The sequence below is a fragment of the Vibrio floridensis genome (assembly GCF_021852965.1).
Lineage (GTDB): Bacteria > Pseudomonadota > Gammaproteobacteria > Enterobacterales > Vibrionaceae > Vibrio > Vibrio floridensis.
On the sequence record NZ_JAKGCY010000003.1, the window covers coordinates 49,996 to 66,317 of the forward strand.

The 16,322-nt window shown below is 47.0% G+C and carries 12 protein-coding genes; 2 read left to right on the forward strand and 10 right to left on the reverse strand.

The genetic code is table 11. From position 1 onward, the window contains the following. Positions 1-185: 185 nt before the first annotated feature. From lon to tig, 4 genes are all read right to left on the reverse strand, one after another. The gene (lon, locus tag LZU85_RS06565) at positions 186-2,537 is read right to left on the reverse strand and encodes an endopeptidase La (RefSeq protein ID WP_176297491.1); all 2,352 of its coding nucleotides are present in this window, start codon (positions 2,535-2,537) and stop codon (positions 186-188) included. Between the two features lie 118 nt (positions 2,538-2,655). Then, a complete protein-coding gene (gene clpX, locus LZU85_RS06570; RefSeq protein ID WP_176297490.1) occupies positions 2,656-3,936 on the reverse strand; it encodes an ATP-dependent protease ATP-binding subunit ClpX in 1,281 nt (426 codons plus the stop codon). Positions 3,937-4,006: 70 nt separating this feature from the next. Beyond that, entirely contained in the window at positions 4,007-4,633 is a 627-nt protein-coding gene (gene clpP / locus LZU85_RS06575) for an ATP-dependent Clp endopeptidase proteolytic subunit ClpP (protein WP_038939456.1), read from the reverse strand. Between the two features lie 105 nt (positions 4,634-4,738). Continuing rightward, positions 4,739-6,037, reverse strand: coding sequence for a trigger factor (gene tig, locus LZU85_RS06580; RefSeq protein WP_237286729.1), 1,299 nt, complete (start codon positions 6,035-6,037; stop codon positions 4,739-4,741). A gap of 539 nt (positions 6,038-6,576) precedes the next feature. Here tig and LZU85_RS06585 point away from each other — a divergent pair. Next, positions 6,577-8,364, forward strand: coding sequence for a sensor histidine kinase (locus LZU85_RS06585; RefSeq protein WP_237286730.1), 1,788 nt, complete (start codon positions 6,577-6,579; stop codon positions 8,362-8,364). Position 8,365: 1 nt separating this feature from the next. Further along, positions 8,366-9,706: a sigma-54-dependent transcriptional regulator gene (locus LZU85_RS06590; RefSeq protein WP_237286731.1), complete on the forward strand. Its 1,341-nt coding sequence runs from the start codon at positions 8,366-8,368 to the stop codon at positions 9,704-9,706. 68 nt (positions 9,707-9,774) lie between these two features. On the opposite strand, the gene LZU85_RS06595 is transcribed toward LZU85_RS06590, so the two are convergent. The 6 genes from LZU85_RS06595 to LZU85_RS06620 all read right to left on the reverse strand — a co-directional run bounded on the left by LZU85_RS06595 (position 9,775) and on the right by LZU85_RS06620 (position 16,292). Further along, positions 9,775-11,136 carry a TRAP transporter large permease gene (locus tag LZU85_RS06595; protein ID WP_237286732.1) on the reverse strand — a complete coding sequence of 454 codons (1,362 nt, stop codon included), beginning with the start codon at positions 11,134-11,136 and terminating at the stop codon, positions 9,775-9,777. Between the two features lie 3 nt (positions 11,137-11,139). Next, positions 11,140-11,805 carry a TRAP transporter small permease gene (locus LZU85_RS06600; RefSeq protein WP_237286733.1) on the reverse strand — a complete coding sequence of 222 codons (666 nt, stop codon included), beginning with the start codon at positions 11,803-11,805 and terminating at the stop codon, positions 11,140-11,142. A gap of 65 nt (positions 11,806-11,870) precedes the next feature. Next, positions 11,871-12,869, reverse strand: coding sequence for a TRAP transporter substrate-binding protein (locus LZU85_RS06605; protein WP_011078156.1), 999 nt, complete (start codon positions 12,867-12,869; stop codon positions 11,871-11,873). A gap of 524 nt (positions 12,870-13,393) precedes the next feature. Beyond that, a complete protein-coding gene (locus LZU85_RS06610; RefSeq protein WP_013572186.1) occupies positions 13,394-14,509 on the reverse strand; it encodes an ABC transporter ATP-binding protein in 1,116 nt (371 codons plus the stop codon). Positions 14,510-14,514: 5 nt separating this feature from the next. Continuing rightward, a complete protein-coding gene (locus tag LZU85_RS06615; RefSeq protein ID WP_011078158.1) occupies positions 14,515-15,372 on the reverse strand; it encodes a carbohydrate ABC transporter permease in 858 nt (285 codons plus the stop codon). After that, on the reverse strand, positions 15,369-16,292 hold the full coding sequence (locus LZU85_RS06620) for a carbohydrate ABC transporter permease (RefSeq protein ID WP_011078159.1): 924 nt from the start codon (positions 16,290-16,292) through the stop codon (positions 15,369-15,371). The genes LZU85_RS06615 and LZU85_RS06620 overlap by 4 nt, the downstream gene beginning before the upstream one ends. Between the last annotated feature and the right edge of the window lie 30 nt (positions 16,293-16,322).

The following is a 16,322-nucleotide window of genomic DNA, read 5'->3' on the forward strand; positions in this document are numbered from 1 at the left end:
CCCTTTGTGCCATCTGTGATTATTTTTTTAGATGACTTTCGTTCCATTAATACTAAAAATTAGCGCCAAGCCTTATCTTAAAAGGGCTGGCAGCCATCGAGCTCTAACTTAGCGCCCAAAAAAAACGCTGACAAGCCTTTTCGAACCTATCAGCGTAAACTTTTACTTATTTTTGCTACACATCACTATTTTTTAGCGTCAAACTCTACCCCAGTCGGGTCTCGCTCAAGTGCAACTTTCAAAACTTCATCAATCCATTGAACTGGAATGACTTTCAAATCAGCGATAACGTTGTCTGGAATTTCTTCTAGGTCACGCTCATTGTCCTTCGGAATAAGTACCGTCGTTATACCACCACGATGTGCAGCCAACAACTTCTCTTTTAGACCGCCGATTGGTAACACTTCACCACGTAGTGTGATTTCACCTGTCATGGCGACCTCTGCTTTGACAGGATTACCCGTTAAGCTAGAGACTAACGCCGTGCACATCGCAATACCGGCACTTGGGCCATCTTTTGGTGTTGCCCCTTCAGGCACATGGACATGGATGTCTTTCTTCTCATAGAAGTCAGAATTGATGCCCAGCTTTTCTGCACGAGAACGTACAACCGTCATGGCCGCTTGAATCGACTCCTGCATCACGTCACCCAGTGAGCCAGTTTGGGTCAGTTTACCTTTACCCGGCATCGCCTCAGTCTCAATCGTCAGCAAATCGCCACCGACTTCCGTCCACGCAAGACCTGTCACTTGACCTACTCGGTTGCTGTCATCCGCTTTACCATAGTCAAAACGTTGAACACCTAGATACTCTTTCAAGTTTTCGATGTTTACCGTCACTGACTTAAGCTCTGGCTTCAGCAGAATGTTCTTCACTGCTTTACGACAGATTTTCGAAATCTCACGCTCAAGGCTACGCACACCTGCTTCACGTGTGTAGAAGCGGATGATGCCCGTGATGGCAGAATCTTCAATAACGATTTCATGTGGTTTTAGACCATTACGCTCTACCTGCTTCGCCACAAGGTGACGTTTAGCAATATTGAGCTTTTCATCTTCTGTGTAACCAGAAAGACGGATCACTTCCATACGATCCAATAGAGGTCCAGGAATGTTCATTGAGTTAGACGTTGCAACAAACATCACATCAGATAGATCGTAATCCACTTCTAAGTAGTGATCGTTGAACGAGTTGTTCTGTTCTGGGTCGAGAACCTCAAGCAAAGCAGACGCAGGATCGCCACGCATATCAGAAGACATTTTGTCAATTTCATCTAACAAAAATAGTGGGTTCTTCACGCCAACTTTGGCCATTTTTTGGATCAACTTACCAGGTAATGAACCGATGTAAGTGCGGCGATGACCACGGATCTCGGCTTCATCACGTACGCCACCAAGCGCCATACGCACATATTGACGACCTGTTGCTGCGGCAATTGAACGACCTAATGAGGTTTTACCAACACCAGGAGGTCCAACAAGGCACAGGATCGGGCCTTTTAGCTTGTTGATACGATTTTGCACCGCCAAGTATTCAAGAATGCGGTCTTTGACACGTTCCAAACCATAGTGATCTTCGTTAAGGATCTCTTCCGCTTTAGCGAGGTCCTTTTTCACTTTTGAACGCTTGTGCCAAGGTACATTGACCATCCAATCAATGTAGCTGCGCACGACTGTCGCTTCCGCTGACATCGGTGACATCATCTTCAGCTTTTGCAGTTCTTGTTCGGTTTTTTCTCGCGCTTCTTTCGGCATTTTAGCCGAATCAATCTTTTGTTTGAGCGCTTCAAACTCATCTACGCCATCTTCAGATTCGCCAAGCTCTTTCTGAATCGCTTTCATTTGCTCATTCAGATAGTACTCGCGCTGAGATTTTTCCATCTGCTTTTTAACGCGATTACGGATACGCTTTTCAACCTGCAGAATGTCAATTTCTGATTCCATTTGTCCCATTAGGAACTCTAGACGCTCGGTAATATCTACAGTTTCAAGGACTTGCTGCTTATCCGCTAACTTCAGTGGCATATGGGCAGCAATGGTATCTGCAAGGCGTGCCGCTTCATCAATACCACCAAGGGAAGTCAGCACTTCTGGTGGGATCTTCTTATTGAGTTTGATGAAGCCTTCGAATTGGCTAATGGCGCTACGAACAATAACTTCTTGCTCGCGTTCATCCAGCTCAGGAGTGACGATAAACTCCGCTTCCGCTAAAAAGAAGTCACTCTCTTTGAATTGGGTAATTTTGGCGCGCTGTTGACCTTCAACCAGTACTTTCACCGTACCATCTGGCAGTTTAAGCAATTGCAGAATCGTGGCTACCGTGCCTACTTCAAACAAGTCGTTGACTGTGGGTTCATCTGTATCTGCTTGTTTTTGCGCGACAAGCAACACTTGCTTGTTAGCCTCCATTGCCGATTCTAAGCAACTGATCGACTTTTCACGGCCAACAAACAACGGAATAACCATATGTGGGTAAACCACCACATCTCGTAGAGGTAGTACGGGGATCTCGATACGCTCGGAACGTTCCAAGTTCATATAATTCTCTCTTCCACTTACTATTATGAGCAGTATATGGGGGCTAATTATTTGGATTCAATAAAAGAAAATAAAAAAGGAGGTAATTCCTTACCTCCTTTCATTGCCATCATAAAATTTACTCAGCGCAAGCTGCTTGACTGTCGCTGTTGGTGTAAATCAGCAGCGGTTCTGATTCACCATTAATCACCGATTCATCAATGACAACTTTGCTCACGTCGTCCATCGATGGCAGTTCATACATGGTTTCTAGTAGTACGCCTTCCAAAATCGAACGCAAGCCACGAGCACCTGTTTTACGCTCCATCGCTTTTTTCGCGATCGCTTTTAGCGCATCTTCTCTGAACTCAAGATCCGCACCTTCCAGTTCAAACAGTGCTGCATATTGCTTTGTTAGCGCATTTTTTGGTTGGCAAAGAATCTGAATTAATGCTTCTTCGTCCAACTCGGTCAACGAAGCGGTCACTGGTAGACGACCAATAAACTCAGGAATCAAACCATATTTCACAAGATCTTCTGGCTCTACCTGAGTGAACAGTTCGCCCACTGTTTTGCTTTCGTCTTTAGAGCGGACTTCCGCACCAAAACCAATGCCTGTACCTGTTGCAACGCGTTGTTCGATCACTTTATCTAGACCGGCAAATGCACCACCACAGATAAAGAGGATCTTTGACGTATCCACTTGCAAAAACTCTTGCTGCGGATGCTTACGACCACCTTGAGGTGGTACAGAAGCAATCGTACCTTCAACCAGTTTAAGCAACGCTTGCTGAACGCCTTCACCAGAAACGTCACGAGTAATAGAGGGGTTTTCTGCTTTACGAGAAATCTTGTCGATTTCATCGATATACACAATACCACGCTCTGCTTTCGCTACGTCGTAATCACATTTTTGCAGCAGTTTTTGAATGATGTTTTCAACATCTTCGCCCACATAACCCGCTTCTGTCAGCGTGGTTGCGTCTGCCATGGTGAAGGGTACGTCAAGAAAACGTGCCAAGGTTTCAGCCAATAACGTTTTACCGCTACCAGTTGGACCAATCAGCAAGATATTACTCTTACCAAGTTCAACACCATCGCTGGTTGTATCACCATTACGTAAACGCTTGTAGTGGTTATATACCGCAACCGCGAGCACTTTCTTCGCATGGTCTTGACCGATTACATAGTCATCAAGATGTGCACGAATCTCACGAGGCGTTGGCAACGCTTCAGATTCACGTTTTGGTAGCACATCTTTGATCTCTTCACGGATGATGTCGTTGCATAAGTCGACACATTCATCACAGATGTAAACGGATGGACCAGCGATTAGCTTGCGAACTTCGTGCTGGCTTTTGCCGCAGAAAGAGCAGTAAAGCAACTTACCGCTACCACTCTCTTTGCTTTTGTCTGTCATTCGCTAACCTCTTAGCCTTTACTCTTTATGTTTGAGTGTATAACAATTTGAATCAGTTTGCGCAGGCTAATTAAGCATTGCGATGAGTCAAAACTGCGTCCACCAAACCGTATTCTACAGCCTGATCTGCCGACATAAAGTTATCTCGGTCAGTATCACGCTCAATCACTTCCAATGGTTGGCCAGTGTGCTCCGCCAACAACTTGTTCAGTTTTGTCTTGATAGTAAGAATTTCCTGAGCATGAATTTGAATGTCGGAAGCTTGGCCTTGGAAGCCACCTAATGGCTGGTGAATCATCACACGTGAGTTCGGCAAAACATATCGCTTGCCTGGCGCACCACCTGCCAATAGGAACGCACCCATTGAGCATGCTTGACCCATACACACCGTACTCACGTTTGGTTTGATGAACTGCATGGTGTCATAGATTGACATACCTGCTGTCACGCTGCCACCTGGTGAGTTGATATATAAGAAAATATCTTTGTCTGGATTCTCAGATTCTAGGAAAAGTAGCTGAGCCACGACAAGGTTTGCCATGTGGTCTTCAACTTGACCCGTTAGGAAAATCACTCGCTCTTTAAGCAAACGCGAATAAATATCGTAAGAACGTTCACCACGGGAAGTTTGTTCAACCACCATTGGTACTAGTGCGTCGATAATTGGCGACATTGCATTTTTTTCTTGGTAGCTCATATTCTTATGTCCCTAAAATAAATGGCCCGGATGATAAATATCATACGGACCATTGTTAGCAGAATAGTTAACGTTTAGTCAACCTTCTACGCAAGATATTGCTTATTAAGCTGGTTGGTTCATTAGCTCGTTGAAGCTAACTTCTTTTTCAGAAACCTGAGCTTTAGCAATGATCGCGTCGATAGCTTGTTCTTCTAGAGCAACGTTACGCATGTTATTCATTAGCTGTTCGTTTTGCTCGTAGTAAGTCACAACTTCCGTTGGATCTTCGTAAGCAGTCGCCATTTCAGTGATGATAGCTTTCACTTTCTCTTCATCAACTTTTAGCTCGTGAGCTTTGATCACTTCACCTAGAAGTAGACCAACGACTACACGGCGTTTCGCTTGCTCTTCAAACAGTTCACGAGGAAGTTGCATTGCTGCTTCAACGTTACCACCGAAGCGTTGTGCTGCTTGCTGACGTAGAACATTGATTTCTTGGTCGATAAGCGCAGCTGGCACGTCGATTTCGTTCTCTTTTACAAGACCGTCGATCGCTTGCTCTTTGATACGGTTTTTAACCGCTTGCTTAAGCTCACGTTCCATGTTTTTACGAACTTCCGCTTTAAGTGCGTCGATGCCGCCTTCTACTACGCCAAACTTAGCAACGAACTCGTCGTTTAGTTCTGGTAGTTGACGTGCTTCCACTTTGTTCACTTTGATAGCGAATTTCGCTGCTTTACCTTTTAGGTTTTCAGCGTGGTAATCTTCTGGGAATGTTACGTCGATTTCGAATTCCATGCCCTTAGTTTTGCCTTCGATACCATCTTCGAAGCCAGGGATCATGCGGCCTGCGCCCATTTCTAGTGGGAAGTTCTCAGCTTTACCGCCTTCAAACTCTTCACCGTCGATAGAGCCAACAAAATCGATGCTTACGCGCTTACCAGCTTCAGCCGCTTCTTCAACTTCAGCCCAAGTCGCTTGTTGCTTACGTAGAGTTTCGATCATCTCTTCAACGTCAGCGTCTTTCACTTCAACTGCTGGTTTTTCAACAGTAATGTTCTCTAGACCTTTTAGTTCAACTTCTGGGTAAACTTCGAAAGTTGCGTTGAATACTAGATCCGTGCCTTCTTTGTTTTCCACAGGAGCGAATGTTGGCGCGCCCGCTGGGTTGATCTTCTCTTTGATGATCGCTTCGATGAAGTGGCGTTGCATCACTTCACCTAGGATGTCTTGACGTACTGCTTTGCCGTACATTTTCGCAACCATCTTCATTGGCACTTTGCCTTTACGGAAACCATCAAAACGACGGTTTTTAGCGATGTTGCGTAGTTCAGCTGTAACTGCATCTTCGATGTTAGCAGCAGGAACAGTAATATTCAGACGGCGCTCTAGGCCCTCTAGCGTTTCAACAGTAACTTGCATTATATATAAACCTCAAAAATGGCTCAGTTTCACTGAGCATATGAGCCTAACGAGTGCCAGAGCAAACGAATACGGCTGCATCCTTGTCTGTGTTCTTTACGAACACCTATTTTAAAATCGAGTTTTGGTTTCAAAGTGAAACCAGACTAATCAGTGATATCTTCGGCGAACACCAAAGGTATCTCCTATTAGTCTCAGGACAAAATTTCAGACGCGACATTCTAACGATCTGATCTAACCCTGTCGAGCCAATCACCACTATGTGCGCAATGTCTGTCCTAAAATCTCGAATTCATGTCGCAATTTGGCGGTTAGCAACTAAGATTGGGACAATAACGAGTTTTTCAAGAGAATCGACAGCTTTTTTTATTGAAAAGCGTAAAAAGAGATCTTGCTCTTGTTTTGCCCCACAGAGTTGAGATCTTTTTCGCCACTCTTTCCTACAAACCGATAACATCATTGAGCCCGTGATGTTTGAATCACCACCGCTTCAATGTTTGTGTTGTTTGGGTTTGCACTTGCTAGCTAGGAGAAATGGGATGTCTCAACGCACTCGTATTGTGTTGCTGTTTATTGTCTTCTATTTCATTTGTATGGCCGTGAGCGGTCATTTTATTTGGAACAAGAGCTATCAATCGTTGACCCAACAACACCGTTCGCAGCTAGAACGTTTTGCCAGCCACATTCAAAATAAACTCGACAAGTTTGCCCATATCCCTCAGCTCATCGCTAAAGATGCACCGCTGATAGAAGCGCTGTTGCACCCTCAAAACAGTGCGCAAATTGATATTACCAATCGTTACCTCGAAGAGGTTAATCAGATCATTCAAGCGGCAGACACTTACCTTATTGACGAATACGGAAATACCATTGCCGCAAGCAACTGGAATATTGATCGCTCATTTGTAGGCAGGAACTTTGCTTTTCGACCTTATTTTAAACAGGCGATCATCGGTAAACGCAGCCAGTACTTCGCCCTTGGATCCACATCAGGGCAACGCGGATATTACTACTCTTTCCCCGTCACTTACGCTGGGGCTATTATTGGCGTGGTTGTGGTCAAGATGGAGCTGATATCGATTGAGGATAACTGGCAGGAAAAGCGCAGCATTTTTGTCGCTAACGATGAAAATCAGATCGTATTTATGTCGAGTGAACCATCTTGGCTGTTTAAAAGCCTAACCCCAAAAACTGAGCAGCAGCTTCAGCAGATTCGGAATTCCCAACAATATTTAGACCGGACCATTGATTCGCTCAATTTCGTCGGTGACTTACACTCACCACAAAGCGAAATCAAACAAGGCAGCCCTTACAGTGCGGGGACCATGATTGTTTCTTCGCTCCCACTTCGCAATTTGGACCTCACCATTCGGGTACTTTCTGCAAAACACAACTTGGTTTTTACCACCTTCAGCTTACTTTTGGTTGAAACCTTGGTGTTTGCGGTTATTTTCCTACTCGGCCAACTCTATTACCATCGTCAGCAAAAGCACAAACAGATTGAGCAGTTGCAGCAAGAAGCAAAACAAAAGCTTGAGTTTCAAGTCATGGAGCGTACCGCCGAACTGCAAGCGGAGATCGCTCAACGTACCAAGACCGAGCAAGCTTTACGGCTTACCCAAGATGAGTTAATCCAAGCAGCAAAACTGGCCGTGCTTGGACAGATGTCGGCGAGTATCAGCCACGAGCTCAACAATCCATTGGCGGCTATTCGCAGTTTTGCCGATAACGGAAGACTCTTTTTAGAAAAAGAGAAGTACCTTCGGGTCGATGAGAATCTCAGTCGCATTTCCGCTTTGACCGAAAGAATGGCAAAGATTAGCCAACAACTGCGCTCTTTCGCACGAAAATCCAACGGTGATGAACTGGTCGAAGCAAAACTGATTCCGATTTTAATATCAGCCAACGAACTGATGAAACCCGCTCTAAAATCGGCTCGGGTTCAGCTGAATACGCACTATCCCGAACAAGAAATATTGGTTGTTATTAACGTGATTCAGCTTGAACAGGTTCTCATCAATCTCATCACGAATGCGATTGAAGCGATGGAAGGGTGCGAAGAAAAACGTCTGAACCTAGTGGTGGAGATAGACTCTTCTCAAAACGTCAACATCCACATTGATGATAATGGGCCGGGGATTGAGCCTGCGCAATTTCAACAACTGTGTGAGCCTTTCCATACCACCAAGAAAAATGGCTTAGGGCTCGGTCTTTCCATCTCACAACAAATCCTTACTGGTATGAAAGGGAAGCTGATGGTCAACCACAGTCCATTAGGTGGCGCTCGATTCACCGTCTCACTGCCTACCACAACAAGCGAGGTCTGATATGTGCTTGGTTTATTTTATTGACGACGAATCCGATTTAAGGCTCGCCATTGAGCAGAGTTTTGAACTTGCTGACATTGACACTCGTTTTTTCGCCGATGCAGAAAGCGCGTTACTGGCGATGAAAGAGCAGCAGACACCCGGCGTAGTGATCACCGACATCTGCTTGCCTGGGATCTCAGGAATGGATTTACTCAATACCTTGATTCACAGAGATAAAGAGCTGCCCGTCATTATGATCACCGGTCATGGCGACATCTCGATGGCGGTGAAAGCCCTGCACAGTGGCGCCTACGATTTTATTGAAAAGCCATTTTCTCCGGAACACCTGGTTGAGACCGTGAAAAGGGCCATCGAAAAACGCAAACTGACCAATGAAAACCAGCTTCTGCGACAATCGCTTAAAGCGAGCAAAACCCTTGGGCCGAGAATCATTGGTGAAACGCCCTCCATCCAAGAATTAAGAGCAACCATCAGTCACATCGCTGACACCCAAGCCGATATTCTGCTGTTTGGCGAAACTGGCACTGGCAAAGAGTTGATTGCCCGTTCTATTCATGAACAAAGTGCTCGTCGTGAGAAAAATTTTGTCGCCCTCAATTGCGGGGCTATCCCTGAGAACCTGATTGAAAGTGAACTCTATGGCCACGAAAAAGGCGCGTTCACTGGCGCAGACAGTCAACGCATTGGGAAATTCGAATTTGCTCAGGGGGGAACGCTGTTTCTCGATGAAATTGAATCGATGCCAATGCAAGCACAAATCCGCTTGTTGCGAGTGTTGCAAGAGCGCGTGATTGAACGCATCGGGTCCAATCAGTTGCTGCCTTTGGATGTGCGCATTATTGCCGCCACTAAGGTTGACCTCAAACAAGCGGCAGCCAGCGGTGAGTTTCGTCAGGATCTCTACTATCGTCTAAATGTGGTGACCCTCAACTTGCCGCCTCTTCGGGAACGTAAAGAAGACATCGCCGCCCTCTTTCACCACTTTTTACTGGTGGCGGCGGCTCGTTACGCAAAAACCGTCCCTGCGCTCTCTGCCAGCGATTTACAGCAGCTGTTGGCTCACAATTGGCCAGGCAATGTGCGAGAACTGCGCAATGCGGCTGAGCGATACATCTTGCTTGGCAAGTTGGCGCAGCTCGGTGAGACACCTGCAAGCACAACAGTGCATTATGCGCTCTCTGACCAAGTGGCCGAGTTTGAAAAAAGCGTCATCGAGCAAACGCTGATGGAATGTGGTGGCAGCATCAAAGAGACGATGGATAAGCTGCAAGTGGCGAGAAAAACCCTGTATGACAAAATGCAGCGCTATGGTTTAGATAAAGAAAACTACAAGTCATGATGCTTCGCATCGAGGCCGAAAGACAAAGCCACCCACGCTCTACTTGTGGGTGGCTCAGAGGAAAAACGTTACTTGGTAATGATCTCCGGCCCCATCAGTGTGGTTGGTAACCAAGTGGAAATCCACGGAACGTACGTGACAATAATGAGGAAGAGGAACATCACCGCCACCCAAGGCAATGCGGCTTTGACCACGTTCATCATCGACATTTTTGCCACCCCTGCGGTGACGAATAAATTGAGCCCGACAGGCGGTGTGATCATGCCGATTTCCATGTTCACCACCATGATGATACCCAAGTGAATCGGGTCGATGCCTAACGCAATGGCGATGGGGAAGACTAACGGAGCCACGATAATCAGTAGACCTGATGGTTCCATAAACTGACCGCCAATCAGCAGCAATACGTTAACCACAATCAAGAAGGTGATGGGACCAAGCCCCGCTGACAACATCGATTCTGTGATCATTTGCGGAATGCGCTCTTCCGTCAGCACGTGTTTAAGAATCAATGCGTTGGCAATGATAAACAACAACATGATGGTCAGCTTACCTGCTTCAAAAAGCGTATGTTGGGTGTCTTTATGAAAGAAGGCTTCAAACACTTTCACAAGCGCAGGACGTTGGTTTTGCTTATCGGCAAAAGGCCCCATGTCTTTATAAACGAAGTTAGCGATCAAGAATGAGTAGACGGCAGCCACCGCAGCCGCTTCGGTTGGGGTAAAAATGCCCCCATAGATACCACCAAGGATGATCACCACCAACAGTAATCCCCAACTCGCTTCCTTTGCCGCGTTGATGGCTTCTGACCAACCCACAAAAGGCTGCTTAGGCAGATTTTTTATTCGTGCCGCAATATAAATCGCCACAATCAGCATAAGACCGGCAAGTAGCCCTGGGATCACGCCACCGAGGAACATACGACCGACCGAGACATCGGTGGCCGCAGAGTAAACGACCATCACAATCGACGGCGGGATCAAAATACCCAGTGTCCCGGCATTACAAATCACCCCAGCCGCGAACTCTTTCGAGTAACCGTTTTTGATCATCCCAGCAATAACGATGCTACCAATCGCCACCACGGTAGCCGGTGAAGAACCGGACAGCGCGGCAAACATCATACATGCCACCACCGAGGCCATAGCTAGGCCACCGCGAAACCACCCCACCATAGCAATCGCAAAGCGGATGATGCGCTTGGCTACCCCACCCGTCGACATAAAACTGGATGCCAAGATAAAAAACGGAATCGCCAACAAGGTGTAATGGCCTTCAAAGGCATTAAATAAAGTCTGCGCCACCGACGCCAAAGACGCATCGGAGTGCCACATCAAAAACAGAATGCTCGATAAGCCGAGAGAAACCGCGATAGGCACGCCAATCAGCATAAAGCCAATGACTAACAAAAATAAAAATAGAATATCCATCGCTTACTGCTCCTTACCATCACGACGTGAACCACCCATCAAATCGTCGGCATCACCCATCTCCGCTTTCAATGCTTCAAGATCTTCTTCTGCCTCATGACCCGCGATCATGCGATCTTGTTGATTGGTCAGAATTCGCCATGCGACCTGCAAAAAACGAAACGTCAGCAACGCCATCCCAACGGGAAGTGCCATGTAAGGAATAAAACGGGGGATCTTCTCGTACGCTTCGCCTTCATTGAACCAATCCGACATAAACTGAAAAATCTCAGGCATCGGGATATCGTCGGTTTCATACCAAGCACGCTCAGTCGCAAAGGGGTACCAGTAATTCCAAGAGCCAATCAAAAGTAAAATAGAAAAGGTTAAGCAACAACTGACGGCCACCAAGGCCAGTACTTTGCGTAACGGTGGTGGGGCTTTATCAATCACCACATCCACACCGATGTGGAAGTGTTTCTTCACACCATAAGACGCGCCGACCAACACCATCCACGCGAACATAAATACGGTAAGTTCAAGGGCCCAGAGAATGTTGTCGTTAAAGAGATAGCGCATCACAACATTGACGAAAGTCAGCAGTGTCATGGCACCAAGGAAAAATGCAATCAGCCCTTCTTCTACCCGATCGGTGAAGTGACCAATTTTTGCCAAAAATGATTGTTCCATAATCGATTCGCTCATTATTGTGCTAAAAACTGGGCTCTGACTCGACCGTCAGAGCCCGTTCTTATTTATTGCTTGTTTGACGCCAATGCTGCATCAATCAGATCTGAACCGATGTCTTTCTCAAATTTCTTCCAAACAGGTTTCAACGCTGTTACCCACGCTTCACGTTGCTCTGGCGTCAAGGTGCGCACCACACCCCCCGCTTCAATCACGTACTGCTTGTTGGCTAACTCAACCTTGTTGGACTCAGCGTTACGTTGCTCTGTTACTTCTTTTAGGATGGTCGCGAACTGGTCACGCACATCCGCAGGCAGGCCATCCCACCACTTGCTTGAGGTCACGACTAGGTAATCCAAAATGCCGTGGTTGGTTTCAGTAATACCATCCTGTACTTCAAAGAATTTCTTACCGTAGATGTTAGACCAAGTGTTTTCCTGACCATCAATAACCTTGGTTTGCAGCCCGCCGTACACTTCGGCAAAGGACATTTTTTGCGGGTTCGCACCCAGTTGTTCAAACTGAGCAACGAGCACGTCAGAGGCTTGCACGCGGAATTTCAATCCTTTGGCGTCCGCTGGCGAAATCAGTGGCTTGCTGGCTGAAATTTGCTTCATGCCGTTGTGCCAGAACTCTAACCCACGCACACCACGACGATTCATGGCATTTTTCAACTTCACGCCCGCGTCTGAGTTTTGGAAACGGTCAACCGCGTCGACGTCTTCAAACAGGAATGGCAGGTCAAAGATGCGATATTTCTTGGTGAATTTTTCAAACTTGGAAAGAGAAGGGGCCGCCAATTGAACATCGCCGTTTAGCATGGCTTCTAACACTTTGTCGTCATCGTACAGTGTTGAGTTTGGGTAAACCTGCATACACGCTTTGCCGTTCATCTCTTCGTTCACGCGTTTTTCCAGTAGTGATGCCGCGATCCCTTTCGGGTGCTTATCGGTATTGGTGACGTGGCTGAACTTGATGACGATCTCGCCTGGGTCACAGTTGGCCGCCGCATTGAAACTGGTGACAGCAAGTACGGAAGCAGCAAGTAGGGTTAGAGGCTTTAACATTATTCTTCTCCTTGTTAATCGAACCGCCCCATCTTTGGGTGCGATACTTCTGTTAGAGCAATAACCGGACCAATAAAAAAACTAAATAATATTCAAATAGATAAGCAAACAAACCATGAGCAACACCCCGTTACGGCGTTTAAAATGGGTGGGAAATGACACATCTATTAAGAACAAAAGGGTGGAAAGTGACACATGGGAACTAAACGCTCTGGGTATGCCTCCCCGTCTGTAAAACGGGAATGGCAGGGAAGAAAAACGGATGACTGGAAAGCTGATAGCAGGAACACCAATTACAAGAAAGCGTCTCTGATAGAATAAAAATGGTTCGACACCGATGAGCGTAGAAAAGAAGTCATAAGGAAGGCGTGCCCTCACATCAAACCGCAAGCTTGGTTTGATCATTCTCCCCCGATCATGCCGTAGCGACACCGTGATAATGTGCATCGCCACGATAGAGGACACGCAAATAATGGACTAACGCGCCCTACACGCTTCGCCCTTGTGGGTTTCACCCTACCTCATCAGTGAAACTCTATTCGTTGTTGTGATTCGGCATCAAAATAGACCGCTTTGGACAAGTCGAAGTAGAGCGATGCACTTTCCCCCGCCTTCGCTTGCAGTTCAGGAGAGAGGCGACACGCCACTTCTTGCTGATTCACTTTAATCATCGCAATCGTGTCTGGCCCTGTCGGTTCCAACACTTCCAGTTTCAAATCCAAACACGTCGACGCGCTCTGATCATCGCTTGGCTTGTCGGAAATGTGCTCTGGACGCAAACCAATCACCACGCGTTTGCCATCTTGCTCACGCATGGAGGCAGGCAGTTTGATGTGATGCTCCTGACCACACTCACCACTCACCTTAATCACTGGATGATCTTCACTGTTGAGATCGACCATAGTGGAAATAAAGTTCATCGACGGCGACCCCATGAAGCCCGCAACAAACATGTTCGCTGGTTGGTTGTAGATCTCCTGTGGTGTGCCGAGCTGCTGCAAGATGCCATCTTTCATCACCGCGATACGGTCTGCCAGCGTCATCGCCTCGATCTGATCGTGGGTTACGTAAACGATGGTGGTATTGAGCTTTTGGTGCAGCCGTTTGATTTGATGGCGCATTTCCACACGCAATTTGGCATCCAGGTTTGAAAGCGGCTCATCAAACAGATAGAGCTTAGGACGACGCGCTAATGCACGCCCCATCGCCACACGCTGGCGCTGACCACCAGATAGCTGAGACGGTTTGCGATCCAAAAGGTGGTCAATTTGCAGCATTTCGGCCACACGTTGCACTTCCGCATCAATCTCGCTTTGCGGCATTTTGCGGATCTTCAAACCAAATTCGATGTTGCCGCGCACCGTCATATTGGGATACAGCGCGTAAGACTGAAACACCATCGCGATGTCGCGATCTTTCGGTTCCACTTGCGCCACATCGACACCATCAATCACAATTTCACCGGAAGAGATGTTTTCTAACCCCGCAATGGTGTTCATCAAGGTGGACTTACCACACCCTGACGGACCCACCAGGATGAGAAACTCACCAGAGTCGATGCTGATATCAATGCCTTTTAAGGTTTCTTGGTCCGCTTTTGGGTAGGTTTTGCGGATCTGTTTGAGTTCTAGAGTTGCCATGTTACTTATCCTTTTACTGATCCCGCAGTTAACCCGCGTACAAAATATTTACCCGCCAACACATACACCAACAGCGTTGGTAACGCCGCAATGATCGCCGCTGCCATGTCCACGTTGTACTCTTTCACCCCAGTACTGGTGTTGACCAAGTTGTTCAGCGCCACCGTGATCGGTTGGGTTTCTGAGCCGGAATACACCACGCCAAACAGGAAGTCATTCCAAATCGCAGTAAACTGCCAAATCACCGTCACCATAATGATAGGGGTTGAAATAGGCAGAAGGATTTTGAAGAAGATGGTAAAAAATCCTGCGCCATCGAGCTTGGCAGCTTTGATCAACTCATCCGGTACACTGATGTAAAAGTTACGGAAAAACAGTGTGGTAAACGCCATGCCGTAGATAACATGCACCAGTACCAAGCCAGTGGTGGTATTGGCTAAACCGAGCTTGCCAAGCACCGCGGCCATCGGCAGCAAGATCACTTGGAAAGGAATGAAGCAGCCAAACAGCAACAAGCTGAAAAACAGGTTAGAGCCACGAAACTGCCATTTGGTAACGACATAGCCATTGAACGCCCCAAGCAAAGTCGAAATGGCCACGGCAGGGATCACCATTTGAAACGAGTTCCAAAAGTAGCCCTTTACCCCTTCACATTTCACCCCAGTACAGGCGCCATTCCACGCTTTGTACCAAGCGTCAAACACCCACTCTTGTGGCAAGCTCATTAAGTTACCGGCCTTAATATCTGGCAAGGTTTTAAACGAGGTGATCACCATGACAAACAGCGGCATCAAATAGACCAAGCAGAAAAAGACCAATGCGCCGTAAATAAACCATCGGGCCATGTTCACTGAAGAGTTCATGCGCGCTTCTCCCTAAGCTCGGAATAAAGATACGGCACCAAGATGGCCAGAATGCCCCCTAACATCATCATCGCACTGGCGGCACCTAAGCCGATTTGCCCACGAGTAAACGAATGAGCGTACATAAAGAGTGCAGGTAAATCCGATGAATAGCCCGGTCCACCAGCGGTCATCGCAGTGACTAAGTCGAAACTCTTAATCGCGATGTGCGAGGTGATGATCACCGCGCTAAAGAACACCGGACGCAAACACGGCAGAATGATTTTCCAATAGATGGTCGGTAGGCTCGCGCCATCAATTTGCGCTGCTTTGATGATCGAGGAATCAATACCACGCAAACCCGCGAGAAACATCGCCATAACAAAACCGGACGATTGCCAAACCGCAGCAATCACTAAGGTGTAAACCGACATCTCCGAGTTCACCAACCAGTCAAATTTAAAGGTTGTCCATCCCCAATCGTTCAACAGTTTTTCTATCCCCAATCCTGGGTTCAAAATCCATTTCCACGCGGTACCGGTCACAATGAACGACAGCGCCATGGGATAGAGGTAAATGGTGCGAATTGCCCCTTCCTGACGGATGTTTTGATCCAACAAAATCGCCAGACCGACACCCAAAACGATGGCAATCGCAATGAAAAGAACGCCAAAAATACCTAGGTTAGTAATCGACGTTACCCAGCGGTCGTTTTCCATCAATTTGGCATATTGGTCAAAACCAACAAACTTAAAACTGGGTAGAAAACGGGAGTTAGTCATGGAAAGCGCCGCTGTCCAAAAAATAAATCCGTAGATACACACCACCGTCACTAGCATGGTCGGCGCTAACACCAGTTTTGGTAACCAGTGTTGCAAGCGATCAGCTAGCGAAGGTTTTGGTGCGATTTTGCTCGTTGGCCCACTCAAAATATGCTCCATAACGGTTCCTTGTAGCGAAAAACACTTCCT

Bases quoted from the DNA above. Each gene is read 5' to 3' on its own strand.
- LZU85_RS06590 (WP_237286731.1), top strand. From the start codon at position 8,366: ATGTGCTTGGTTTATTTTATTGACGACGAATCCGATTTAAGGCTCGCC.
- LZU85_RS06595 (WP_237286732.1), bottom strand. From the start codon at position 11,136: ATGGATATTCTATTTTTATTTTTGTTAGTCATTGGCTTTATGCTGATT.
- tig (WP_237286729.1), bottom strand. From the start codon at position 6,037: ATGCAAGTTACTGTTGAAACGCTAGAGGGCCTAGAGCGCCGTCTGAAT.
- clpX (WP_176297490.1), bottom strand. From the start codon at position 3,936: ATGACAGACAAAAGCAAAGAGAGTGGTAGCGGTAAGTTGCTTTACTGC.
- LZU85_RS06605 (WP_011078156.1), bottom strand. From the start codon at position 12,869: ATGTTAAAGCCTCTAACCCTACTTGCTGCTTCCGTACTTGCTGTCACC.
- LZU85_RS06615 (WP_011078158.1), bottom strand. From the start codon at position 15,372: ATGAACTCTTCAGTGAACATGGCCCGATGGTTTATTTACGGCGCATTG.
- LZU85_RS06610 (WP_013572186.1), bottom strand. From the start codon at position 14,509: ATGGCAACTCTAGAACTCAAACAGATCCGCAAAACCTACCCAAAAGCG.
- clpP (WP_038939456.1), bottom strand. From the start codon at position 4,633: ATGAGCTACCAAGAAAAAAATGCAATGTCGCCAATTATCGACGCACTA.
- lon (WP_176297491.1), bottom strand. From the start codon at position 2,537: ATGAACTTGGAACGTTCCGAGCGTATCGAGATCCCCGTACTACCTCTA.
- LZU85_RS06585 (WP_237286730.1), top strand. From the start codon at position 6,577: ATGTCTCAACGCACTCGTATTGTGTTGCTGTTTATTGTCTTCTATTTC.
- LZU85_RS06600 (WP_237286733.1), bottom strand. From the start codon at position 11,805: ATGGAACAATCATTTTTGGCAAAAATTGGTCACTTCACCGATCGGGTA.
- LZU85_RS06620 (WP_011078159.1), bottom strand. From the start codon at position 16,292: ATGGAGCATATTTTGAGTGGGCCAACGAGCAAAATCGCACCAAAACCT.